This window comes from Pseudomonas sp. C1C7 (assembly GCF_013359595.1).
In the GTDB taxonomy this organism is placed as follows: domain Bacteria; phylum Pseudomonadota; class Gammaproteobacteria; order Pseudomonadales; family Pseudomonadaceae; genus Aquipseudomonas.
Genome location: NZ_JABFMP010000010.1, coordinates 139,408 through 160,931, shown reverse-complemented (window position 1 = coordinate 160,931; position 21,524 = coordinate 139,408). Strand labels below are relative to the sequence as shown.

Genomic DNA, 21,524 nt, shown 5'->3' with positions numbered 1-21,524 from the left:
CGCTATCAAGTTTTTCTAATGCCCGAATGACATATCCCTTAACGTTATATAAATATTTTTTAATATTATTTTGCGGAATAACATCAAGACTTTATAAATCGGCTCATGACCCACCGGATTCATAGCCTGCCTTACAAGGAGCATGCCTCCATGCAACTGCTGACCCTACCGCCCTCGCCCGCACTGGCCACTTCGATCCGCGCCACCGCGCAGGTGTTCGAAGACCCGAAATCCCAGGCCCTGCTGGCACACCTGCAACAAATCGCGCCCAGTGAAGCCAGCGTGCTGATCATTGGCGAAACCGGCACCGGCAAGGAGCTGGTCGCCCGACATATCCACAACCTCAGCGCCCGGCGCAATCGCCCGTTCGTGGCAGTCAATTGCGGCGCGTTTTCCGAATCCCTGGTGGAGGCTGAATTGTTCGGCCATGAAAAAGGCGCGTTCACCGGCGCCCTGAGCGCCAAGGCCGGCTGGTTTGAAGAGGCGGACGGCGGCACCCTGTTCCTCGATGAAATCGGCGACTTGCCGATGGCCATCCAGGTCAAGTTGCTGCGGGTGTTGCAGGAACGGGAAGTGGTGCGCCTGGGTTCGCGCAAGAGCATTCCCATCAATGTGCGGGTGCTGGCGGCGACCAATGTGCAGCTGGAAAAAGCCATCAACGCCGGACATTTCCGCGAAGACCTGTACTACCGGCTCGACGTGGTCAGCCTGGATCTCAGCCCGTTGCGCGATCGCCCGGGGGATATCCTGCCGCTGACTCGCCATTTCATCGACGTCTACAGCCAGCGCCTGGGATACGGTGCGATCACCCTGAGCAAGCAAGCCGAGCTGAAGCTGCGCAGCTACAGCTGGCCGGGCAACATTCGCGAACTGGAAAACGTGATTCACCACACCCTGCTGATTTGCCGCAACGGCGTGATCGAGCGCGATGACCTGCGACTGTCGAACCTGCGTATCGAACGGCAGGACGATGCTCACCCGCCGCTCGACGACAGCGCCGAAGCACTGCTGGACCGGGCCTTCCAGAAGCTCTTCGAAGAACAGGCCGGCGCCTTGCACGAGAAAGTCGACGACGCCCTGCTGCGGGCGGCCTACCGCTTCAGCCACTACAACCAGGTGCACACCGCCGCGCTGCTGGGGTTGAGCCGCAACGTGACCCGCACGCGCCTGATCAAGATCGGCGAACTGGCGGTGAACAAACGCCGACCCACGGAAAACCTTCAGGGCGAGCGTTTGATGCAGCTGTCGATCTAGTGCACCAGATTGCAGTGCAACGCCCGGTCCTGGCTGAGTTCCAGGCTGTGCAGCACCTGGAATGATCCGAAGGTCACGGTCTTCGCCTGATGGGCGCGGATCAGTTGCCAGAAATCCTGTTCGCCGCTTTCAAAGCCCTGGAACGCGGCTTCCCCGGCTTCGCGGGTTTGCCATTGCAGATAATTGAGCACCCGCCGGCCATCGTCGCTGGCCTGGATGCTGGCACTAAGGAAACCCCTGCAGTGCTGGGCCAGGCGCTCGGTCTGCTGCGACAGCGCCGTCACCAGTGCCAGTTGCTGATGGGGCTCGATTTCGAATTCGATCAACTGGGTGAAACTGCGATTTTTCTCCGGCGCTTGCATGAACACTCCCCCGCTAGCTGTAGGACGGATCTTGCGATCCGAAGGCGTGCAGGTTAAAACCTCTAGTTAACTAGAGGTCAAGGAGCTTTTTTCAAATGATCAGCCCGGAGCAAGTGCACAAGGAACTCACCGTCGGCCAACTGGCGGCGCGCAGCGGCGTGGCGGTCACGGCGCTGCATTTCTATGAATCCAAGGGTTTGATCAAAAGCAACCGCAATCAGGGCAATCAGCGGCGATATCCACGGGGGGTGTTGCGGCGGGTGGCGCTGATCAAGGTGGCCCAACGCCTGGGGGTGCCCCTGGCGGAGATTGGCGAGGCGCTCAAGAACCTGCCCGACAACCGCGCGCCGACGGCGGCGGACTGGAAGCTGTTGTCGGAGCAGTGGAGTCGGGATCTGGATGAACGCATCCGGCAATTGACCCTGCTGCGCGACAAGCTCAATGGCTGCATTGGCTGCGGGTGCCTGTCGATGGAGGCGTGCCCATTGCGCAATTCCGGGGATGTGCTGGGGGAGCAAGGGCCTGGGGCGCAGTTGTTGGAGTCGGGGGTAGATCGGAAATAGTGGTGTGGCCTTCGCGGGCAAGCCTCGCTCCAACAGGATTTGTGAACACCTGTAGGAGCGAGGCTTGCCCGCGAAGGCATTATCTCGGTCAACGAACATTCAGAACCCCGGCGCAATCTGCCCCTTGTAGCGGGTCAGAATGAACTGCCGCACATCATCGGAATTCAACGCCTTGGCCAGTTTCTGCAAGCCCGGATCATTGATGTTGTCCGGCCGCGCCACCAGGAATTCCACGTACAGGCTCTTGCCCTTCTCGACGATCAACGCACTGTTGGTGTCGATTCCGGCCTCCAGCGCGTAGTTGGCGAAGACGAAGGCCAGGTCGACCTGACTCACCGAACGGGCCAGCAGCGCGCCTTCCAGTTCACGAATCTTCAGGTGTTTGGGGTTCTCGGCGATGTCCCGTTGGGTGGCCAGGGTGTTGCTCGGGTCCTTGAGCTTGATCAGTCCGGCTTCGTGCAGCAGCACCAAAGCGCGGCCGGTGTTCACCGGGTCGTTGGGGATCGACACGGTGGCGCCGTCCTTCAACTCGGCAATGTTCTTGATCCTGGTCGAGTAGGCGCCGAACGGCTCGATATGCACGCCGACCACCGGCACCAGATCGGTGTGCCGGGTCTTGTTGTAGTCGTCGAGGAACGGCCGGTACTGGTAATAGTTGGCGTCGAGGTTCTTCATCGCCAGTTGCTGGTTGGGCTGGATGAAATCGGTGAAGACCTTGATGTCCAGGTCCACGCCTTCCTTGGCCAGGGTCGGTTTGACGAATTCGAGAATCTGCGCGTGGGGCACCGGGGTGGCGCCAACGGTGAGTTTTTCGTTGGCGTGAACGCTCAACGAAATCAGGGCGGCCAGAATGGCCAGAGTCTTTTTCATGCTTTACTCCTGGGCAGATTTATTTGGCCGTCACAGGGCCGGATTTTTGGTTTTTTGAATCGATTGCCTATCGCCGGCTATATCGCGCCACCAGTCGGTCGCCGCTCATTTGCAGGGCCTGGACCAGCACCAGCAGCAACACCACGGTGACCACCATCACGTCGGTCTGGAAACGTTGGTAGCCGTAGCGGATCGCCAGGTCGCCCAGGCCGCCACCGCCGATCACACCGGCCATCGCCGTGTAATCCACCAGCACGATCGCAGTCACCGTGATCGCCGCCAGCAGCCCTCCCCGGGCTTCGGGCAACAAGGTGTAATGAATGATTTGCCAGGTACTGGCGCCCATCGCCTGCGTCGCTTCCACCACGCCGCGATCGACTTCGCGCAACGCGGTTTCCACCAGCCGCGCGAAGAACGGCGTGCAGCCCACCACCAGCGGCGGAATGGTCCCCGGCACCCCGAGCGAGGTGCCCACCAGCACGGTGGTCAGGGGAATCAGCACGATCAACAGAATGATGAACGGCAGCGAACGCAGCATGTTCACGATCACCGACAGCACCCGGTACACCCCGACGGCCTCATGCAACTGGCGCTTGCCGGTGAGAAACAACAGAACCCCCAACGGCAGCCCCAGCAGCACGGTGACACCGAGGGCGGCGCCGAGCATGCTCAGGGTGTCGAGGCAGGCTTGGCCGATGTCGGCCCAATAAATGTTTTTGAACAGTTCGGCCATGATCACGACCAATCGTGGCGTGGCGGTTTGACGCCGTTGAGCAGCCAATTGCCGACCACGTGGTATTTCCAGCGCACCGGGTCGTGCAGGGTATGCACCCGGGCGTTGCGCCAGTGACGGTCGAAGTTGTGCTTCTTCAGGGTCGAGCGGGTGCCGCCGAGTTCGAACAGCTTGTTGCTGGCTTCGATGGCGATTTCGGTGGTCAGCACCTTGGCCTTCGCCACGGCCAGGGAGGCTGTGGCAACACTGTCTTCATCCGGTGCAGGGCGGGCCGCGTCCAGCGCACGACCGGCCCGTTCCAGCAAGGCTTCGGCGGCTTCCAGGCGAATCTCCAGGCCGCCGACCTGGATGATGGTCAGCGGATCTTCGCTGGCTTTGTCCACACCCGCATCGATCCACGGTCGGGCGAACTGCCGGACGAAGGCGACGGTGTCGCGCAGGGCGGCGCGAGCGATGCCGGCATCAATGGCGGCGGTGGTCAATTGGGCGAACGGCCCGGCCAGGGTCGGGTTTTCATAGGAACGGTAAGTCGGGAACAGGTTGAACGCCGGGACGTGCAGATCCTCGGCCAGCACCCTGCCGCTGGAGGTGGTGCGCTGGCCGATGCTGTCCCAGTCGTCGACGACCGCCAGTCCCCGTGTGCCGCGCTCAACGAAAGCCAACTGGCCCTTTTGCTCTTCATCCAGCGCCAGCACCGCCAGCCAGTGGGCGTAAAGCGAGCCGGTGCAGTAGCCCTTGCGGCCGTTGATCACATAACCGTCGCCGTAGCGGCGGATGGTCGCCTGAATGTCCTGCACATTCTTGCCGCCGGTTTCCGACAGGGCATTGGCAAAGCGATGACCTTGCAGCGCCAGGGCGAAGAAATGCGCCTGCTGCTCCGGCGTGCCTTGCAGGCGGATGTCTTCCAGCAGGCAATAGTGATTTTGCGGAATCTGCCCCAAAGACGGATCGGCCGCGGAGATGATCGCGATCACCTGCGCCAGCACCGCATAGGAAACCTGCGCACCGCCGAATTCCCTGGGCACGGTGATGCCCCACAGGCCGCTGTTGGAATAGAGGTCGACGATCTCGGCGGGCACCTGGCGGGTGCGATCGCGTTCGGCGTCCTGTTCCAGCAGGACCGCGGCGACCTGTTGTGCGACGCGCAACGCTTCGGCTTCGTCGGCGATGCGATGGGCGGTGGGCAGGTTGATCGGATAAACGGCAGAAGGGGGCAAGGCAGGCATGTGGGGCTCTCGATAACGGTGTTTATCGAGGGGTATTGCAGCTTCTGTGCCTGAGTGGGCGGGGCTGTGGATTCGGGGGTTTCAGCGGTTTTTGCAAGCTTGGGGACTGACGAAGCCGGGACAATCTGCTGCTTCACTGTTGATGGTCGAACACCACCACGCTCTGTGCAGGAGCTGCCGAAGGCTGCGATCTTTCAGGAACTCGACGCATGTTGAGGATCAAAATCAAAAGATCGCAGCCTTCGGCAGCTCCTGCAATTTAACCGTTCGGCTGGACCCGATCGTTTACTCACAAGAAAAAGGAGAACCGTCATGAGCGTCAAACCGATTCCAGAGGGTTATCACAGCATCACCCCGTACCTGGGCATTAAAAAAGCCGCCGAGGCCATCGAGTTCTACAAGAAAGCCTTCGGCGCCGTTGAAGTCATGCGCCTGTCCATGCCCGACGGCGGCATCGGTCATGCCGAGCTGCGCATCGGCGACTGCCCGATCATGCTCGGCTCGCCGTGCGATCAGGGGCCGCTGAGCAATCCCGACCAATCGCCGTCGGTGGGCCTGCATCTGTATGTGAACGATGTGGACAAGTCGTACCAACAGGCGATTGCCGCTGGCGGCATCGTGGTGTCGGAGGTCAAGGATCAGTTCTATGGCGACCGTTCGGGGACCTTGAAAGATCCCTATGGTCATTTGTGGTTTCTGGCGACCCGCAAGGAAGATCTGACCCAGGAGCAGATTGAGCAGCGGGCCAGGGAGATGTTTCAGCAGGGTTGATCTCTGCTGTCTGAACCGGCCTCTTCGCGAGCAAGCCCACAGGTTATTTGTGAACGACACAAGACCCTGTAGGAGCGAGGCTTGCCCGCGAAGGCGGCCTCAAAGGCACCCTCATCTTTCGCGCCTGAACCTAAATACGAAACATTTTCTTTCATTTCCCCCTTCGGGATTTCACTCGCTCATCCGTCCTATATAGATGCAGTCCGTTCGCGTAGGCAAAAGCCACGACCGGACCGTTCCGGACCTCATCGCTGCGAAGCCCGTAGCAGAGGCCTTTTCATCGATATAAGACCTGCAAATCATGTCGAAGAAATCCCGCTCCAAACTCTGGTTCCTGGTCCATAGCTGGCTGGCCTTGCCCATCTGGTTTTTCGTGCTGATCGTCTGCGTGACCGGCACCCTGGCCGTGGTCAGTCAGGAGATCGTCTGGCTGGCTAACCCGCAGATGCGCGCCAGCCAGCCTTCGGACGACGCGCCGCGCCTTAGCTACGACCAGATCGTCGCCGCGATCAAAAAAGCCGAGCCGAATACCCTCGTCGAAGGCATCAATCGCCCGGATGAATCGCATTTCGCCCTGGACGTGGACGTCAGCTACCCCGACGGCCGCTCGCAGACGGTGTACGTCAATCCCTACACCGGCGAAATCCAGGGCCCCGCCCCGCAGTTCAACTTCAAGGCCTTCACCCGCGCCCTGCACGGCTGGTGGCTGGTGCCGTTCACCAACGGCTACAGCTGGGGCTGGTATCTGGTGTCGTTCCTCAGCCTGCCCTTGCTGGCCTCGCTGGTAACGGGGCTGGTGGTCTACAAGCGTTTCTGGAAAGGCTTCCTGCGACCGACCCTGCGCATCCGCCATGGCATGCGGATTTTCTGGGGGGATTTCCACCGCCTGTGCGGCATCTGGTCGATCTGGTTCATCGCGGTGATTTCCGTCACCAGCACCTGGTTCCTGATCCAGGCCTTCCTGTTCGATAACCAGATCTCCATCTCCACCGCCCCGGTGGCCGCCGTGGTCCCGCGGGAAAGCGTGCCGCTGACCACCGACGGCTCGCCGGCGCCGATGATCAGCCTGGACGCAGCGATCGAGCAGGCCCGCCAGCGTATTCCCGGCCTGGACGAGAGTTTCGTCAGCCTGCCGGCCAACGCCTACAGCTACCTGTCGGTGGGCGGTCGCAGCTGGTACCCGCTGATGTACCAGACCGCCGACATCAACCCCTACACCGGTGAAATTGCCGCCACCCGCCTGCTCTCGGACCGCTCGAAGCTGGAGTTCGTCACCGAGTCCATGCGCCCGCTGCACACCGGTGATTTCGGCGGGATCTGGATCAAGCTGATCTGGTTCTTCTTCGGTCTGCTGCTGAGCATGATGGTCCTCAGCGGCCTGCTGATCTGGACCAAGCGTACGGCGCTTGCCACCGCCAATGCCTTGAAGCGCAGCACCAAACGGCCGCGCAACGAGACGGTCATCGCCACGCAGGTCAGCCCATGAATCAGGTCGCTGCGCAAAAACCGCCTTCAACCCTGAGCCGCCTCTGGCACAAATGGCGTTTCCACATCAACGTCCTGCTGTTGCTGGTGCCCCTGGGTTTCATGCCCAAGTACTTCGCCGACGCCGCGCTGTTCCGGGGTGATACGGGCCTGGGCGAGCGGGAAATCGGCGAGCTGCAGGTCGGCCCCTGGAGCGTGCGCCTGGCCGAGCTGCGCAACGAAGCGCCGCTGCTCGATGGCCCGGCCGGCTACATGAAAAGCTTCAATGCTGCGCTGTGCGACAGCTGCCGCGAGCAGGTCAAGGCCACCTACCTGCGTATTGGCAAACCCCGCAGCCTGCGCGCCGCCGGGGTGATTTTCTTTGGCACGCCGTACCGCATGGGCGCAATGTTGCCGGTCCCGGAAAAGACCCGCGCCGACGCCGAGCTGTGGATAACCATGGAAGGCTGGGACGGCTCCATGCATCAGGCATCCATTCCGTTGAGCCAGGCCTCCCCCGCCACCCTCGCCTGGCTGTCCACCCAAGGGAGCAAACCATGATCAAGCTGACTCATCCTTTGAGCGCCGCTTTGCTGGTGCTTTGCGCCGGTTTCAGCACCAGCGCCCTGGCCCACAACCCGATGTGCGAATGCAAGGCCATCGACGCCGAGCAGATCAAGTGCACCGGCGGTTTCTCCGACGGCAGCGGCGCGCCGGGGGTGACCCTCGACGTGATCGGTTATGACGAAACCATCCTGCTGCCGGGCAAGCTCGGCGCCGACTCGACCCTGACCTTCAAGAAACCCGGCGCCGAGTTCTATGTGCTGTTCGACGCCGGCCCCGGCCACGTCGTCGAAATCGACCAGGCGGATATCGAAAGCCCATGAGCAACCCAACCACTCAAGTCGTGCGCCCGGCCGGCGCCGGCCACGAAACCCTCAATGTATTGCTGTTGTGCCTGTTGATCCTCGCGGTTGCAGGCTCCGTGGTCGCCTGGCGCCACGAATCGCAGGACGCCCCCGCCATCAGCAACCATCAACTGGATGCCCGCCGCGACCTGAGCGCCGCCGAGCAAGGCATCTACGCCGACCTGCGGGTGACGCTCGACGAGATTCGGCTGTTGCGCCAGGAACAGCAAACCCTGCCGACAACCGATGCCCTGGCCGATGAAGGTTTCGCACCATTCGCCCAAGACGCCAGCTCCGTCAGTCGCGGAGGCCATGTCTGGCAGTTGCTCGATGTAGGCGCGTATTTCGGACAGAGCCAGACACCCGCCGTCGCAGGCTCGTTCCTGATGCGCCTGAGCGCCGACGGCACTGCCCCTGACATCTGGCTCAACCGCGCCGCCGCCATCAAGGCCCCGGCCGATCTGGCCGACGCTGCGCTGGAAAGCGCCGGCTGGCAGCAGATCGTCGCGCAATTCGATGCCGGCGTGACCCGCCAGCACCGGCACTGAACCTTCGCCTTCACTCCAGAGAAGACCGCTTTCCCATGCCCATTTCATCGCTACGCTCTGTTCTGCGTCTGGCACTGATCGGCCTGATGGCCTGCCTGCTGACACCCCTGGCCAGCGCCGACGAGGCCAAGCGCCTGCGCATCGGCATCACCCTGCACCCTTACTACAGCTACGTCGCCAACATCGTCGGCGACAAGGCCGAAGTGGTGCCGCTGATTCCCGCCGGCTTCAACCCCCACGCCTACGAGCCACGGGCCGAGGACATCAAGCGCATCAGCGGGCTGGACGTGATCGTGCTCAACGGTGTGGGTCACGACGACTTCGCCGACCGCATGATCGCCGCCAGCGAAACCCCGGACATCAAGGTGATCGAAGCCAACGAAAACGTACCGCTGCTGGCCGCCACCGGCATTGCCGCGCGCGGTGCCGGCAAGGTGGTCAACCCGCACACCTTCCTTTCGATCAGCGCCTCGATTGCCCAGGTCAACAATATCGCCCGGGAGCTGGGCAAGCTCGATCCGGCCAACGCCAAGACCTACACCGACAACGCCCGGGCTTACGGCAAACGTCTGCGCAAGATGCGCGCCGACGCCCTGGCCAAACTGACCCAAGCGCCCAACGCCGAACTGCGGGTGGCCACGGTGCACGCCGCCTACGACTACCTGCTGCGCGAATTCGGCCTGGAAGTCACCGCCGTCGTCGAGCCGGCCCACGGCATCGAACCGAGCCCGAGCCAGCTGAAAAAGACCATCGACCAACTGCGCGAACTGGACGTGAAGGTGATCTTTTCGGAGATGGATTTCCCCTCCACCTACGTCGACACCATCCAGCGTGAATCCGGGGTGAAGCTGTATCCGCTGTCGCACATTTCCTACGGCGAATACACCGCCGACAAGTATGAAAAGGAAATGACCGGCAACCTCAACACCGTGGTCCGGGCGATTCAGGAGTCAGGCGCATGACCGTAAAAGAAACCCTGCCCGATGAATCCACCGCCCCTGTGGGAGCGGGCTTGCTCGCGAATGCGTCGGATCAGACACCTTCATCGTTGGATGAGACACCGCCATCGCGAGCAAGCTCGCTCCTACAGGGCGTGGGGCCGACGCTGGATTTTGCTGACGTCTGCCTGACCCTTGGCCGCACGACGATTCTCGACAAGGTCAACTTTCAGGTTCGCCCAGGCAGCGTGCATGCGCTGGTCGGCCCCAACGGTGGCGGCAAGAGTTCGCTGATCAAGACCCTGCTCGGGCAGATGCCGCATCAGGGCCGCCTGAGCCTGCAATGGCCCGGCGAGCCAGGGACCATCGGTTACGTGCCCCAGGCTTTGGAATTCGATCGTGGCCTGCCAATGACCGTCGACGATTTCATGGCCGCCATGTGCCAGCGGCGCCCGGCCTTCCTCGGTCTGAGCAAGCATTACGCCGGGGCGATTGGCGAGGCGCTGGAGCGGGTTGGCATGCAGGACAAGCGCAAGCGGCGCATGGGCGCGCTGTCCGGTGGCGAGCGCCAACGGGTGTTGCTGGCGCAGGGATTAATTCCGGCGCCGCAGCTGCTGGTGCTGGATGAGCCGATGTCGGCGCTCGATGAGGCCGGTATCCAGGTGTTCGAACGCCTGCTCGGCGACTGGCGCGCCGCCGGCATCACCGTGCTGTGGATCGAGCATGATCTGGAAGCGGTCAAGCGTCTGGCAGACCACGTGACTGGCCTCAACCGTCGGGTGCTGTTCGACGCCACCCCGCAACAGGCGCTGACGCCCGAACGTCTGCTGAGCCTGTTTTCGACCCAGCCACGGAGCCTTGCCTGATGAGTTACGAAGCCTTTCGATTGATGATTCAGGGCTGGGCCTCGTCGGGTTACCTGCCCGAGGCGCTGGCCTACGGATTTGTGGTCAACGCCTTGCTCGCCGGGCTGCTGATCGGCCCGGTGCTGGGAGGCCTGGGAACGCTGGTGGTGGTCAAGCGTTTCGCGTTTTTCTCCGAAGCGGTGGGCCACGCGGCGTTGACCGGCGTGGCCATCGGAATCCTGCTCGGTGAGCCCTACACCGGCCCCTACGGCAGCCTGTTCGGCTACTGCCTGCTGTTCGGCATCCTGCTCAATTATTTGCGCAACCGCACCGGCCTGGCGCCGGACACCTTGATCGGGGTGTTCCTCTCGGTGTCCCTGGCGCTGGGGGCGAGCCTGCTGCTTATCCTGGCGGGCAAGATCAACGTGCACATTCTGGAGAACGTACTGTTCGGCTCGGTGCTGACGGTCAACGGCAATGATCTGCTGGTGCTGGCCATCGTCGGCTCGCTGGTGATGGCCCTGGCTCTGCCGCTGTACAACCGCATCATGCTCGCCAGCTTCAACCCGCAACTGGCGGCGGTGCGCGGGGTGGCGGTCAAGGCACTGGATTACCTGTTCGTGATTCTGGTGACCCTGATCACCGTGGCCGCCGTGAAAGTCATCGGCGCGATTCTGGTGGGTGCGCTGCTGGTGATTCCGGCCGCGGCGGCGCGCTTGCTCAGCCAGTCGCTGAAAGGCTTTTTCTGGTGCTCGGTGCTGATCGCCACGGTGAGCACCCTGTGCGGGATTCTCGCGCCCATCGTCTTCGACCTGCCGATTCCGTCCGGTGCCGCGATCATCCTGATGGCCGGTATCGCCTTCGCCCTGGCCGCCATCGCGCGCGGCATCGTGCCCAGCCTCAAAGGGAACCTTGGATAAATGGCTTTTTCTCTGCGACAACTGACCTTGGCGGTCGCCCTGTGCGGGCTGACCGCAAACGCCTTCGCCGACACTGCAAAACCGCTGCGGGTGCTCGCTTCGTTGCCGGTGACCTATGGCCTGGGCGAGGTGCTGCTCAAGGGCACCGACGTCAGCCTCGAACGCGCCGCGCCCGCCAACCTGCCCGGCAGCCGCCAGAGCGCCTACTTCACCGGTCGTGGCGCGCCGGCACTGGCCAAACTTTCAACCAATGCCGATGCGGTGATCGGTCTGCGCTCGCTGTGGCCGGACGATCCGCTGTACCCGATGGCGCGGCGCAGCAATATCCGCATCGTCGAAGTCGACGCCGCCCGCCCGGTGGACGGCGCCCTGCCGGGGATCGCGGTGCAGCCGGGCAACAAGGTCGACGGCCTGAACAGTCAGCCGTGGCTGGCGAGCAACAACATGGGGCGCATGGCGGACGTGATGGCCGCCGATCTGGTGCGCCTGGCGCCGACGGCCAAGCCTGCGATCGAGGCCAACCTGGCGGCACTGAAACAGCGCCTGTTGCAACTCAGCGCCGACAGCGAAGCGCGCCTGGCCGCGGCGGACAACCTGAGTGTGATGAGCCTGAGCGATCACTTCGGTTATCTGATTGGCAGCCTCAATCTGGAACTGATCGGCCTGGATGCGCGCGCGGATGCCGAATGGACACCGCAAGCGTTGAAGGCCTTGAGTGCGACGCTCAAGGACAACGACGTGGCGCTGGTGCTGCATCATCGTCAGCCTTCAGAGGCGGTGAAGGCGGCGATCAGCGAAGGCGGGAGTCGGTTGGTGGTGTTGAGCACCGATGCCGAAGATCCGGTGGCGGAGTTGGAAGGGAATATTGATGGCGTCATCAAGGGCCTGAGTAGCACCTAGATCGGTTAGCTACCTGTAGGAGCGAGGCTTGCCCGCGAAGAGGCCGGCACATCCAACTTCAATGTCGACTGACACACTGCCTTCGCGGGCAAGCCTCGCTCCTACAGGGGATGGATACAAAAAAACCGCTGACCGTTACCGGTTCAGCGGTTTTTTCATGGCCGGACGATCAATGTGTCACGGCGGCCTGCTCATCCATCTTCTGGCGCAGGCTCAGGGGGCGCATGTCGGTCCAGGTTTCTTCGATCCAGGCCAGGCATTCCTTCTTCAGGCCGCTCTTGCCCACGGTGCGCCAGCCTTGTGGCACGGCTTTGTAGTCGGGCCAGATCGAGTATTGCTCTTCGTGGTTGACCACGACCTGAAAGAGGATGTCCTCGCGGTCGAATACTGACGTCATGCTGTTTCTCCATCGCTGTTGGGTGGGCCGCACGTAGCGTGCAGCCGGTATGTAGAAGGAACGTTCCAGGCTGGCAAATATTTAGAGACTGGCAGTCGCCGCAGCCAACGCCCGGCCAAAAATCCCGGCCACTTCGTCGATCTGCGCGGCGGTGATCACCAGCGGCGGCAGGAAGCGCACCACGCCGCCCTGACGACCGCCCAGCTCGAGGATCAAGCCGCGCTTGAGGCATTCGCGCTGGACCAGCGGCGCCAGGCGCGCAAACACCGGCGGATGCCCCTGGGCATCCAGTGCGCCGGTCGGATCCACCAGTTCAACGCCGATCATCAACCCGCGCCCACGAATGTCACCCAATTGCGGGAAGTCCCGCTGCAGGGTGCGCAAATGCCCGCCCAGGCGTTCGCCCATGGCGGCGGCGTGTTCGCAGACGTTGTGTTCGGTGAGGTAGCGCATCACCGCGGAACCGGCGGCCATGGCCATCTGGTTGCCACGGAAAGTGCCGGCGTGGGCGCCCGGCAGCCAGGTGTCGAGCCAGTCGCGATAGACCACCACCGCCAGCGGCAAACTGCCGCCGATGGCCTTGGACATCACCACCACATCCGGGACGATCCCGGCGTGCTCGAAGGCGAACATCTTGCCGGTGCGGGCGAAACCACTCTGGATTTCATCGACGATCAAGGCCACGCCGGCCTTCTCGGTAATCCGCCGCAATCCGCGCAACCAGGCCAGATCGGCCGGAATCACCCCGCCCTCGCCCTGCACCACTTCGACGATCACCGCCGCCGGCAATTGCACGCCGGCCTCGGGATCGTTGAGCAGGTTTTCCAGGTAGTTCAGGTTGGCCTTCACTCCTTGCTCGCCACCGAGACCGAACGGGCAGCGGTAGTCGTAAGGGTATGGCATGAACTGCACGCCATTGCTCAGCAAGGCACCCAGCGGTTTCTTCGGCCCCAGGCTGCCCATCAGGCTCAACGCGCCCTGGCTCATGCCGTGGTAACCGCCCTGGAACGACAGCACCGTGCTGCGACCAGTGGCGGTGCGCACCAGTTTCAAGGCGGCTTCCACGGCGTCGGTGCCGGTAGGGCCACAGAACTGGATCTTCGCCTGCGCCGCCAATGCCGGTGGCAACAGGCCGAACAGATCCTGCACGAACTGGTCTTTCACCGGTGTGGTCAGGTCCAGGGTGTGCAGCGGCAGTTCATCGGCCAGCACCTGCTGGATGGCTTCGATCACCACCGGATGGTTATGTCCCAAAGCCAGCGTACCGGCACCGGCCAGGCAATCGATGAAACGACGGCCTTCGACATCTTCGACATGAATGCCCTTGGCCCGCTTGAGCGCCAGGGGAATGCGTCGCGGATAGCTGCGGGCGTTGGATTCCTGCTGGTTCTGGCGGGTCAGCAACGGCGATTCATTGAACTGGTAAAGCGTTTCGGTCGGGGCGACCCGATCTTCGGCAAGGCTGGTGGCGACTGACATCTCTCGAACCTCAATACGCTGTGGATAGTGACCAAAACTGCGCATCGGCCGAGTGCGCGCCAGGGAGGGCGCACCGGCCGATTTTCCTGTTCTGGAAACGCACCAGCCCATCGAGGATTTAGACCCCCGGTCGGCTTTCTATGCAGGCGAGGTCAGGTCCTTGTGCATGGGGATGGCCTTGAGCCCCGCGACCATGAAAGCCCGGGCACAGGAGCGGTAACCCAGATTGCGATAAAAGGCTTCGCTGGAGCGGGTACAGTGCAGGCGCACCCGTTGCTGGCCCTGATCGCGCAACCAGGCTTCAAGATCCGCCAGCAGCGCCTGCCCGACGCCGCGACGAAACCATTCCGGTTGCACGTAACAGAACGCCACCTTGCCGCAGACCGAGGCCATGGCGACGCCGACCGGCTTGTCCTGCAACAGGGCGATATTGAGGTACAGGCGCGGATCGGCGAGCCAGTGCTGGATGTGTTCGAGGGAGGTGTTGCGGGTCCAGACCGCGAGGGTCTGTGGTTGGTTGCGGTGGTCGCGGGCGCAACCGACGCGGATGGAGCGGTCGATGATACGGCTGATGATGCCGACATCGGCGGCCGTGGCCTTGCAGGTTTGAATCGGGTCATCCATGGCGTTGTTCCCTCAATCCGTTGAGTGTGGGGAACGATAGTCACGGGGTGGGCGGGCGGCCAATGTGTAGAGGTTACATTTGATGTGCAACACAATCCCCGTGAAGCTGCCGAAGGCTGCGATCTTTTGATTTTGCCTTTTAAAAGCAAGATCAAAAGATCGCAGCCTTCGGCAGCGCCTACAGAGGATAGCTGTCAGGCCGGTTGCAGCGGCATGGTCAGCTCCACCCGCAATCCATCCGGCCGGCTGTCGAAATGCAGGGTGCAGCCGCAGCGCTGAACAATCGCCTGAACGATCGCCAGGCCCAGCCCGCAACCGGTGCTCTGGCCATTGCGCCAGAACCGCTGGGTCAAATGCTGCAGATCATCGGCCGCGATCCCCGGCCCGTGGTCGCGCACCACAAACTGCACGCGATTGCCGGTGGTTTGCAGGCTCAGTTCCACCGGCCCATCACCCGGCGTATGGCGCAGGGCGTTGTCCAGCAGGTTGCGCAGCGCGGCAATCGACAGCACCGACGGCATTTGCACCGGGGCGTGGGAGAGCCTGGCCGGGACGTTGAAGCGGATACGCTGACGATCGCCGCCGGCAGTGTCCTGGATCGCCAGTTTCGCCACCTGTTCGGCGCTGCATTGCACGCCGTCGTCGAACGACAGGCTGCCCTCGACCCGTGCCAGCAACAGCAATTGCTCCAGCGTGCGGTGCAGGCGGTCGGCGCCCTCTTCGGCCCGGGCCAGGGACTGGTCGCGGGCGGCGCCGTCGGTCATGCGCGCCACTTGCAGGTGGGTCTTGATCGCGGTCAGCGGGCTGCGCAATTCGTGGGCGGCATCCCCGGTCAGGCGGCGTTCACGCTCGATGGTTTTGCCGATGCGCTGGAACAGCTGGTTCTGGGTTTCGAGCAAGGGTTGCAGTTCGCTGGGCAACGGCTGGACCTGCAACGGCTCAAGCGAATCGGCGCTGCGACGCATCAAGGCATCGCGCATACGGTTGAGCGGCGCCAGCCCCTGGCCGATGCCCAGCCACAGCAGGCACAGGCAGCCGAGCAACGCCACGCCCACCGGCACCGATGCCGCCAGCAGGATCGACATGTTCAGCGCCTCGCGCTCGATCTGCCGGTCAGCGGTGGTAATCCGCAGATCGCCCCGCGCCAGGGTAAAACTGCGCCACGGCGCACCATCGATCATCTGATCGTGGAAACCCATCTTTTCGGCTTCCAGGGGCTGCTCCGGATCGCTGTGACTGCGGGCGAGGATCTCGCCGCGCAACGAGCTGACCTGACAGGCCATGCCGCCGGGAATGTTCAGTTGTTCGGCACTGAAATGGGTGCCCTCGCCCTTGCTCGGCAACGGCGGCAGTTGCTCCATCAACCCGGCGACCATCCGCGCCGACGCCACCAGGCGCTGGTCGAGGGAAAACATCATCTGGTTGCGCAAATCGCTGAGCATCCAGGCCGCGGCCAGTGCCCAGATCAGCGCAAACGCGCCCCCGAGCACCAGGCTCAGGCGCAAACGCAGGCTCATCACTTGGTTTGATCTCCGCCATCAGCCGGGCCCAGGCGATAACCCAGGCCGCGCACGGTCTCGACAATGCCGTTGCCGAGTTTGCGCCGCAGGTGATGGATGTGAACGTTGAGGGCGTTGCTCTCCAGTTCGTCGTTGAAGCCGTAGACGCTGTCCTTGAGCTGTTCGCTGGACAGTACGCGGCCGCGGTTATGCAACAGGGCCTGCAGCAACGATTGTTCGCGACGGGAAAGGTCGACCGGCTGTCCGCCGAGGGTGGTTTCGCGGCTGCTCGGGTCGTAGGTCAGGGCGCCGTGCTCGATCAGGTTGACGCTGCGCCCCGCCACCCGTCGCAAAAGGGTGTGCAGGCGTGCGGCCAATTCGCGCAGGTCGAAGGGTTTGAGCAGGTAATCGTCGGCACCGGCCTGCAGGCCGTCGACGCGGTCGGTCACCGAGTCCCGGGCCGTGAGGATCAGCACCGGCAGTTCCAGGCCGTTGTTGCGCAGCTGTTGAAGCAACTTCAGGCCGTCTTCATCGGGCAGGCCGAGGTCGAGTACCATCACGTCGAATTCCGCTACCTTGAGCATTGCCCGGGCCGCGGACGCCGTGGCCACGTGTTCCACGGTCAGGCCCTGGGCGGTCAGGCCGGCGACGATGCCGCTGGCGATCAACTCGTCGTCTTCGCAAACCAGTACGTGCATGGGGAGCCTCGTGTAAATAAAGCTGATTAGGCCGTTGACCGATTAAGCGGACATTATGCCGCAAGTCCCCTCGCCACAAGGTCGCCAGGGTTAATGGTCGGTTAATCGACACCACCCATTGTGCACCTCACTTGCAAAGGAATAAGGCTTTTCCATGCGTCATCTGTTTCTCCTCTTCGCTCTGCTGATATCGGGCCTGGCCCAGGCCGGTAGCAATCCGTTCGATAGCAAACCCGACTTCCTGCCCGTCGCCAAGGCATTCGTTTTCACCTCCGAACGTCTGGAATCCGGCGAAATGCAGCTGTTCTGGCAGATTGCCGACGGCTACTACCTGTACCAGAAGCGACTGAAGTTCGATGGCCTGCCCGACGACCAGCACCCCGCCTTGCCCGAAGGTGAGGCCCACAGCGACGAGTTCTTCGGCGAACAGCCGGTGTATCGCCAGGGCCTGGAACTGAAGATTCCTGCAGGCGCCACCGGCCAGGTCAAGGTCAGCTATCAGGGTTGCGCCGATGCCGGCCTGTGTTATCCACCGCAGACCCAGGTGGTGGATCTGGGCGGCAAGGCCGACCTAGCCGCGACCGGCGAGGCGCAGGATCAGGCGCTGGCCAGCAGCCTTCAACAGCACCCGCTGGGCTGGAGCCTGCTGGTGTTCTTCGGTCTCGGACTACTTTTGGCGTTCACCCCGTGTTCGCTGCCGATGTTGCCGATTCTGGCCGGGCTGATCGTCGGCAGCGGCGCCTCACCCAAGCGTGGCTTCGCCCTGGCGGGCAGCTACGTGGTGAGCATGGCGCTGGTGTACGCGGCGATGGGCGTGCTGGCGGCGATGCTCGGGGCCAACCTTCAGGCGCTGCTGCAAAACCCTTGGCTGCTGGGCAGTTTCGCGGCGATTTTCGTGCTGCTGGCGCTGCCGATGTTCGGTTTCTTCGAACTGCAACTGCCGGTGGCCGTGCGTGATCGTCTGGAAAACGTCTCGCGCAACCAGCGCGGCGGCAGCCTGCTCGGTGCCGGTGCGCTGGGAGCCTTGTCCGGCCTGCTGGTCGGCCCGTGCATGACCGCGCCGCTTGCAGGTGCCCTGCTCTATATCGCGCAAAGCGGCAATGCGCTGCACGGCGGTCTGATTCTGTTCGCCCTGGGAATCGGCATCGGCATGCCACTGTTGCTGGTGGTGACGGTGGGCAATCGTTTCATGCCCAAACCCGGCGCCTGGATGAACCTGGTCAAGGGCATCTTCGGCTTCCTGTTCCTCGCCACCGCGCTGCTGATGCTGCGCCCGGTGCTGGATGAGTCGCTGTGGGTCGGCCTGTGCGGCGCGTTGTTGTTGATCGCGGCGTATAGCGCCTGGAAGCAATCCGAAGGTTTTGGCCGCATCGCCCATCTGTTCGGCGTCAGCGCTGTGTTGATGGGGCTGTGGGGCAGCCTGCTGGTGATCGGCGCGGCGGGCGGCAGTGACGATCTGTTCAAGCCGCTGCAGGTGTTCCGCGCCTCCGGTACGGCGGTCGCCGCAACGCCCACTGGCCACGACGCCTTCACCACGATCAAGGACCCTGCGGTCCTGCAGCGGGAACTCGATGCCGCGCAAGCGCAAGGCCAGTGGGTGCTGCTGGACTACTACGCTGACTGGTGCGTGTCGTGCAAAGTCATGGAAAAGCAGGTGTTCGGCAAGGCCAATGTGATGCAGGCCCTGAGCGACGTACGCCTGCTGCGCCTGGATGTCACCGCTGACAACGCCGCCAGCCGCGAGCTGCTCGGCCGCTATAAGGTGCCGGGACCACCGAGCCTGCTGTGGATCGGCACCGATGGCGTCGAGCGTCGCAGCCAGCGCATCACCGGCGAAGTCGATGCCGAGACGTTCCTGCAACGCTGGACCACAACCCGAGACGCCCGTTAATGCTCACCTTCACCCTCGGCACCTTTGCCATCGCGCTCAACCATCTGCTGCTGATCAGTGCATTGGCACTGGCGACCTTTGTCGGTTGGCGGGTGGCCAAGCACGGTGGCGAGAATCCCGAGTCGGTGCTGTTCGGGTTGTTCCTGATCGGCATGCTGGCGGCGCGAGTCGGTTTCGTTGCCATGTACTGGCCCCACTACCACAACGATCTCTGGCAGATCATCGACCTGCGCGACGGCGGTTTCCTCGCCTGGCCGGGGATCATCGCGCTGGTGATCGCCACGCTGTACCGGGGCTGGCGTCGCCCGGGTCTGCGCCGGCCACTGGGTTTCGGCGTGGCCAGCGGCCTGGCGTTCTGGTTGCTGGCGACCTACTCCCTGACGATTTATGAACAAGGCACGCGCCTGCCGGAAATCACCCTGCGCAACGCCGCCGGGGAAACCGTGCAACTGGCGGACTACAAGGGCGGCCCGCTGGTGATCAACCTGTGGGCGACCTGGTGCCCGCCCTGCCGCCGGGAAATGCCGGTGCTGGAAAACGCCCAGCAACAGCGCCCGGACCTGACGTTCCTGTTCGTCAATCAGGCCGAAAGCATGCAGAGCGTCGCCACCTTTCTGGAAACCCAGGGCCTGAGCCTGTCCAACGTGCTGTTCGACGGCAGCGGTCGCCTGGGCCAGGCCGTCGGCTCCATGGCCTTGCCGACTACACTGTTTTACAGCCCCGACGGTCGCCTGCTGGGCAGCCATCTGGGTGAACTGTCCCAAGCGAGCCTCGCCCGCGCCCTGGAAAACTTCGATTCCGCACCCGCCACTTCTTCAAGGAAACTGCCATGCCCCGCCTCCGCCACCTGCTGACCCTGAGCCTGGGTGCCGCCCTGCTGCACCTGCCGTCGGTGCAGGCCGAAGAGTTGCCCGCTGCGATCAAGCAGATCGAGGCCAAGGGCGCGAAAATCGTCGGCCAGTTCGATGCTCCCGACGGCCTGCGCGGCTACGCGGCGCAGTACCAGAACCGTGGCATGGCGCTGTACCTGACCCCGGATGGCAAACATGTGCTGTTGGGCAATCTGTACGACGAAAAGGGCAACGACCTGAGCAGCGAGCCCTTGCAGAAGCTGGTGTATGCGCCGATGTCCAAGGAGGTCTGGGGCAAGATGGAGGCGAGCAACTGGATCGCCGACGGCAGCAAGGATGCGCCGCGGGTGGTGTATCTGTTCAGCGACCCGAACTGCCCTTACTGCAACATGTTCTGGGAACAGGCACGGCCCTGGGTCAAGGCCGGCAAGGTGCAGTTGCGGCACATCATGGTCGGCATCATCCGCGAAGACAGCCCGGGAAAATCCGCCGCGCTGCTCGCCGCCAAGGACCCGCAAAAGGCGTTGCAAGACCACGAGTCCGCGGGCAAGGGCAGCTCGCTCAAGCCGTTGAAGGACGTGCCGCCGGCGGTACAGGCCAAGCTGGCGGCCAACATGCAGTTGATGGACGATCTGGAGCTGCAGGCCACGCCGGCGATTTTCTACATGGATGACAAGGGTGAGCTGCAACAGCAGCAAGGCGCGCCGGCGCCGGAGAAATTGGTGAAGATTCTCGGGCCGAAATAATCTCAGAGGCCTCTTCGCGGGCAAGCCTCGCTCCTACAGGTGATCTGTAGGAGCGAGGCTTGCCCGCGAACAACGATTACGCGGTCGTGCGTGTTCTCTCGCTCAAAAATTTCAGCAACGCATCGGTGACGAATTGCGGGTTTTCCAGATTGGAAATATGCCCCGCCTCCGGTACCAACACACACGGACAACCAATCAGCTCGGCCATTTCCTGCGCTTCGCTCGGTGGACGCGGTTTGTCCTGGTCGCCGCAGATCACCAGCGTGCTCGCCGCATCCAGTTCGCCCAGGCGCGGCAGCAGGTCATCGCGGCCAAAGGTAATCCGCCCCATCGGCACCACGCTTTCGCGCAGGCGCTCTGGTGACAGCGACGCCAGTTTGGCGCGCAAGTCCTGATACAGCGCCGACTGCGGATCGATGCCCGGACGGAAGAAGATCGGTACCACGATGTCCAGCAGCTGCGGTGCGATCACGCCGGTGTCTTCGATCATCTTGAACAGCGAGAAGTAGTATTGGCGGGTCGCCTCCGGCTCGACGCCGACATAGGTGTCCATCAGCACCAGGCCGTTGAGCCGCTGCGGTGCCGACAGCGCCAGCCGCACACCCCACATGCCACCGACCGACAGGCCGACCAGGGTCACGCGGTCGATGTCCAGGTGATCGAGCAAGGCCAGTGCCTGTCGCGCGATGTCGTCCAGCGAAGTCGTCCCGGCCGGCAGCGCCCCCGACTCACCGTGACCCCACAGGTCCAGGGCGATGACCCGACGGTTTTGCGACAAGGCGGCAATCTGCGGCGCCCACATGGCCTGGTCCCACAGGTAACTGCCCGCCAGCAGAACCGCCGGGCCGGTGCCTTGATCGAGGTAGTGAAGAGGTTGTCCGTCAATTGTTACGAAAGGCATTGACTGTCTACTCGCCAGGAAAGGAGCGCAAAGCCTGAGCCGCGCGTCCTCGACAGTCAATAAACCAAAGGTGTGGGTTGTGCTGTTCGCGGGCAAGCCTTGCTCCTACAGGTTCAGGGTCGACCACAAATCAGCA

The 21,524-nt window shown here is 63.0% G+C and carries 24 protein-coding genes; 14 read left to right on the top strand and 10 right to left on the bottom strand.

From position 1 onward, the window contains the following. The first annotated feature begins 150 nt into the window (after positions 1 to 150). Complete coding sequence (locus tag HNO86_RS11215; RefSeq protein WP_175377054.1) at positions 151 to 1,254, top strand: sigma-54-dependent Fis family transcriptional regulator; 1,104 nt, start codon at positions 151 to 153, stop codon at positions 1,252 to 1,254. Here HNO86_RS11215 and HNO86_RS11210 read toward each other — a convergent pair. Next, positions 1,251 to 1,616, bottom strand: coding sequence for an antibiotic biosynthesis monooxygenase (locus HNO86_RS11210; RefSeq protein WP_175377053.1), 366 nt, complete (start codon positions 1,614 to 1,616; stop codon positions 1,251 to 1,253). The two genes, HNO86_RS11215 and HNO86_RS11210, sit on opposite strands and share 4 nt — an antisense overlap. 95 nt (positions 1,617 to 1,711) lie before the next feature. On the opposite strand from HNO86_RS11210, the gene soxR reads away from it, so the two are divergent. Beyond that, positions 1,712 to 2,179, top strand: a complete 468-nt coding sequence (gene soxR / locus HNO86_RS11205) for a redox-sensitive transcriptional activator SoxR (RefSeq protein ID WP_175377052.1) — start codon at positions 1,712 to 1,714, stop codon at positions 2,177 to 2,179. 99 nt (positions 2,180 to 2,278) lie between these two features. Here soxR and HNO86_RS11200 read toward each other — a convergent pair whose 3' ends face one another. The 3 genes from HNO86_RS11200 to HNO86_RS11190 all read right to left on the bottom strand — a co-directional run bounded on the left by HNO86_RS11200 (position 2,279) and on the right by HNO86_RS11190 (position 5,008). Further along, on the bottom strand, positions 2,279 to 3,049 hold the full coding sequence (locus HNO86_RS11200; RefSeq protein WP_175377051.1) for a MetQ/NlpA family ABC transporter substrate-binding protein: 771 nt from the start codon (positions 3,047 to 3,049) through the stop codon (positions 2,279 to 2,281). A 67-nt stretch (positions 3,050 to 3,116) separates the two neighbouring features. Continuing rightward, the gene (locus HNO86_RS11195; protein ID WP_175377050.1) at positions 3,117 to 3,782 is read right to left on the bottom strand and encodes a methionine ABC transporter permease; all 666 of its coding nucleotides are present in this window, start codon (positions 3,780 to 3,782) and stop codon (positions 3,117 to 3,119) included. Between the two features lie 2 nt (positions 3,783 to 3,784). Further along, entirely contained in the window at positions 3,785 to 5,008 is a 1,224-nt protein-coding gene (locus tag HNO86_RS11190; protein WP_175377049.1) for an SfnB family sulfur acquisition oxidoreductase, read from the bottom strand. A gap of 312 nt (positions 5,009 to 5,320) precedes the next feature. On the opposite strand from HNO86_RS11190, the gene HNO86_RS11185 reads away from it, so the two are divergent. The 9 genes from HNO86_RS11185 (at position 5,321) to HNO86_RS11145 (ending at position 12,302) form a co-directional block, all read left to right on the top strand. Beyond that, positions 5,321 to 5,779 carry a VOC family protein gene (locus HNO86_RS11185; protein ID WP_175377048.1) on the top strand — a complete coding sequence of 153 codons (459 nt, stop codon included), beginning with the start codon at positions 5,321 to 5,323 and terminating at the stop codon, positions 5,777 to 5,779. 301 nt (positions 5,780 to 6,080) lie between these two features. Next, entirely contained in the window at positions 6,081 to 7,265 is a 1,185-nt protein-coding gene (locus tag HNO86_RS11180) for a PepSY domain-containing protein (protein ID WP_175377047.1), read from the top strand. Next, the gene (locus HNO86_RS11175; RefSeq protein WP_175377046.1) at positions 7,262 to 7,804 is read left to right on the top strand and encodes a thiamine pyrophosphate-binding protein; all 543 of its coding nucleotides are present in this window, start codon (positions 7,262 to 7,264) and stop codon (positions 7,802 to 7,804) included. Before HNO86_RS11180 ends, HNO86_RS11175 begins: the two co-directional genes overlap by 4 nt. Then, positions 7,801 to 8,130, top strand: a complete 330-nt coding sequence (locus tag HNO86_RS11170; protein WP_175377045.1) for a hypothetical protein — start codon at positions 7,801 to 7,803, stop codon at positions 8,128 to 8,130. Before HNO86_RS11175 ends, HNO86_RS11170 begins: the two co-directional genes overlap by 4 nt. Beyond that, complete coding sequence (locus tag HNO86_RS11165; protein WP_175377044.1) at positions 8,127 to 8,699, top strand: DUF6162 family protein; 573 nt, start codon at positions 8,127 to 8,129, stop codon at positions 8,697 to 8,699. Before HNO86_RS11170 ends, HNO86_RS11165 begins: the two co-directional genes overlap by 4 nt. 35 nt (positions 8,700 to 8,734) lie before the next feature. Next, on the top strand, positions 8,735 to 9,661 hold the full coding sequence (locus tag HNO86_RS11160) for a metal ABC transporter substrate-binding protein (RefSeq protein WP_175377043.1): 927 nt from the start codon (positions 8,735 to 8,737) through the stop codon (positions 9,659 to 9,661). After that, positions 9,658 to 10,503, top strand: a complete 846-nt coding sequence (locus tag HNO86_RS11155) for a metal ABC transporter ATP-binding protein (protein ID WP_256672609.1) — start codon at positions 9,658 to 9,660, stop codon at positions 10,501 to 10,503. Before HNO86_RS11160 ends, HNO86_RS11155 begins: the two co-directional genes overlap by 4 nt. Then, entirely contained in the window at positions 10,503 to 11,402 is a 900-nt protein-coding gene (locus HNO86_RS11150; RefSeq protein WP_175377042.1) for a metal ABC transporter permease, read from the top strand. Before HNO86_RS11155 ends, HNO86_RS11150 begins: the two co-directional genes overlap by 1 nt. Beyond that, positions 11,403 to 12,302, top strand: coding sequence for a metal ABC transporter solute-binding protein, Zn/Mn family (locus HNO86_RS11145; protein ID WP_175377041.1), 900 nt, complete (start codon positions 11,403 to 11,405; stop codon positions 12,300 to 12,302). Positions 12,303 to 12,471: 169 nt separating this feature from the next. On the opposite strand, the gene HNO86_RS11140 is transcribed toward HNO86_RS11145, so the two are convergent. The 5 genes from HNO86_RS11140 to HNO86_RS11120 all read right to left on the bottom strand — a co-directional run bounded on the left by HNO86_RS11140 (position 12,472) and on the right by HNO86_RS11120 (position 16,999). After that, positions 12,472 to 12,699 (bottom strand): MbtH family protein, encoded by a 228-nt coding sequence (locus HNO86_RS11140; RefSeq protein ID WP_175377040.1) that lies wholly within the window; start codon positions 12,697 to 12,699, stop codon positions 12,472 to 12,474. Positions 12,700 to 12,780: 81 nt separating this feature from the next. Then, positions 12,781 to 14,178 (bottom strand): aspartate aminotransferase family protein, encoded by a 1,398-nt coding sequence (locus HNO86_RS11135; RefSeq protein WP_175377039.1) that lies wholly within the window; start codon positions 14,176 to 14,178, stop codon positions 12,781 to 12,783. A gap of 138 nt (positions 14,179 to 14,316) precedes the next feature. Further along, entirely contained in the window at positions 14,317 to 14,802 is a 486-nt protein-coding gene (locus tag HNO86_RS11130; protein ID WP_175377038.1) for a GNAT family N-acetyltransferase, read from the bottom strand. A gap of 194 nt (positions 14,803 to 14,996) precedes the next feature. Continuing rightward, positions 14,997 to 16,322 carry an ATP-binding protein gene (locus tag HNO86_RS11125; protein WP_175377037.1) on the bottom strand — a complete coding sequence of 442 codons (1,326 nt, stop codon included), beginning with the start codon at positions 16,320 to 16,322 and terminating at the stop codon, positions 14,997 to 14,999. Further along, positions 16,319 to 16,999: a response regulator gene (locus HNO86_RS11120; RefSeq protein WP_175377036.1), complete on the bottom strand. Its 681-nt coding sequence runs from the start codon at positions 16,997 to 16,999 to the stop codon at positions 16,319 to 16,321. Before HNO86_RS11120 ends, HNO86_RS11125 begins: the two co-directional genes overlap by 4 nt. Before the next feature lie 154 nt (positions 17,000 to 17,153). Between HNO86_RS11120 and dsbD the strand changes: the two genes are divergently transcribed. The 3 genes from dsbD to dsbG are packed head-to-tail and all read left to right on the top strand — an operon-like array spanning position 17,154 to position 20,487. Then, positions 17,154 to 18,890 carry a protein-disulfide reductase DsbD gene (dsbD, locus tag HNO86_RS11115; RefSeq protein WP_175377035.1) on the top strand — a complete coding sequence of 579 codons (1,737 nt, stop codon included), beginning with the start codon at positions 17,154 to 17,156 and terminating at the stop codon, positions 18,888 to 18,890. After that, complete coding sequence (locus HNO86_RS11110) at positions 18,890 to 19,744, top strand: TlpA disulfide reductase family protein (protein ID WP_175377034.1); 855 nt, start codon at positions 18,890 to 18,892, stop codon at positions 19,742 to 19,744. The genes dsbD and HNO86_RS11110 overlap by 1 nt, the downstream gene beginning before the upstream one ends. Then, positions 19,720 to 20,487 (top strand): thiol:disulfide interchange protein DsbG, encoded by a 768-nt coding sequence (dsbG, locus tag HNO86_RS11105; RefSeq protein WP_175377033.1) that lies wholly within the window; start codon positions 19,720 to 19,722, stop codon positions 20,485 to 20,487. The genes HNO86_RS11110 and dsbG overlap by 25 nt, the downstream gene beginning before the upstream one ends. Before the next feature lie 76 nt (positions 20,488 to 20,563). Here dsbG and HNO86_RS11100 read toward each other — a convergent pair whose 3' ends face one another. After that, entirely contained in the window at positions 20,564 to 21,388 is an 825-nt protein-coding gene (locus HNO86_RS11100) for an alpha/beta fold hydrolase (RefSeq protein WP_175377032.1), read from the bottom strand. Positions 21,389 to 21,524 lie beyond the last annotated feature (136 nt).

Excerpts from the sequence above, each read along its gene's own strand:
- HNO86_RS11195 (WP_175377050.1), bottom strand. The coding sequence starts at position 3,782 with ATGGCCGAACTGTTCAAAAACATTTATTGGGCCGACATCGGCCAAGCC.
- HNO86_RS11160 (WP_175377043.1), top strand. The coding sequence starts at position 8,735 with ATGCCCATTTCATCGCTACGCTCTGTTCTGCGTCTGGCACTGATCGGC.
- HNO86_RS11165 (WP_175377044.1), top strand. The coding sequence starts at position 8,127 with ATGAGCAACCCAACCACTCAAGTCGTGCGCCCGGCCGGCGCCGGCCAC.
- HNO86_RS11120 (WP_175377036.1), bottom strand. The coding sequence starts at position 16,999 with ATGCACGTACTGGTTTGCGAAGACGACGAGTTGATCGCCAGCGGCATC.
- HNO86_RS11170 (WP_175377045.1), top strand. The coding sequence starts at position 7,801 with ATGATCAAGCTGACTCATCCTTTGAGCGCCGCTTTGCTGGTGCTTTGC.
- HNO86_RS11155 (WP_256672609.1), top strand. The coding sequence starts at position 9,658 with ATGACCGTAAAAGAAACCCTGCCCGATGAATCCACCGCCCCTGTGGGA.
- HNO86_RS11175 (WP_175377046.1), top strand. The coding sequence starts at position 7,262 with ATGAATCAGGTCGCTGCGCAAAAACCGCCTTCAACCCTGAGCCGCCTC.
- HNO86_RS11215 (WP_175377054.1), top strand. The coding sequence starts at position 151 with ATGCAACTGCTGACCCTACCGCCCTCGCCCGCACTGGCCACTTCGATC.
- dsbG (WP_175377033.1), top strand. The coding sequence starts at position 19,720 with ATGCCCCGCCTCCGCCACCTGCTGACCCTGAGCCTGGGTGCCGCCCTG.
- dsbD (WP_175377035.1), top strand. The coding sequence starts at position 17,154 with ATGCGTCATCTGTTTCTCCTCTTCGCTCTGCTGATATCGGGCCTGGCC.
- HNO86_RS11190 (WP_175377049.1), bottom strand. The coding sequence starts at position 5,008 with ATGCCTGCCTTGCCCCCTTCTGCCGTTTATCCGATCAACCTGCCCACC.
- soxR (WP_175377052.1), top strand. The coding sequence starts at position 1,712 with ATGATCAGCCCGGAGCAAGTGCACAAGGAACTCACCGTCGGCCAACTG.
- HNO86_RS11210 (WP_175377053.1), bottom strand. The coding sequence starts at position 1,616 with ATGCAAGCGCCGGAGAAAAATCGCAGTTTCACCCAGTTGATCGAATTC.
- HNO86_RS11145 (WP_175377041.1), top strand. The coding sequence starts at position 11,403 with ATGGCTTTTTCTCTGCGACAACTGACCTTGGCGGTCGCCCTGTGCGGG.
- HNO86_RS11140 (WP_175377040.1), bottom strand. The coding sequence starts at position 12,699 with ATGACGTCAGTATTCGACCGCGAGGACATCCTCTTTCAGGTCGTGGTC.
- HNO86_RS11135 (WP_175377039.1), bottom strand. The coding sequence starts at position 14,178 with ATGTCAGTCGCCACCAGCCTTGCCGAAGATCGGGTCGCCCCGACCGAA.
- HNO86_RS11100 (WP_175377032.1), bottom strand. The coding sequence starts at position 21,388 with ATGCCTTTCGTAACAATTGACGGACAACCTCTTCACTACCTCGATCAA.
- HNO86_RS11110 (WP_175377034.1), top strand. The coding sequence starts at position 18,890 with ATGCTCACCTTCACCCTCGGCACCTTTGCCATCGCGCTCAACCATCTG.
- HNO86_RS11200 (WP_175377051.1), bottom strand. The coding sequence starts at position 3,049 with ATGAAAAAGACTCTGGCCATTCTGGCCGCCCTGATTTCGTTGAGCGTT.
- HNO86_RS11180 (WP_175377047.1), top strand. The coding sequence starts at position 6,081 with ATGTCGAAGAAATCCCGCTCCAAACTCTGGTTCCTGGTCCATAGCTGG.
- HNO86_RS11130 (WP_175377038.1), bottom strand. The coding sequence starts at position 14,802 with ATGGATGACCCGATTCAAACCTGCAAGGCCACGGCCGCCGATGTCGGC.
- HNO86_RS11185 (WP_175377048.1), top strand. The coding sequence starts at position 5,321 with ATGAGCGTCAAACCGATTCCAGAGGGTTATCACAGCATCACCCCGTAC.
- HNO86_RS11150 (WP_175377042.1), top strand. The coding sequence starts at position 10,503 with ATGAGTTACGAAGCCTTTCGATTGATGATTCAGGGCTGGGCCTCGTCG.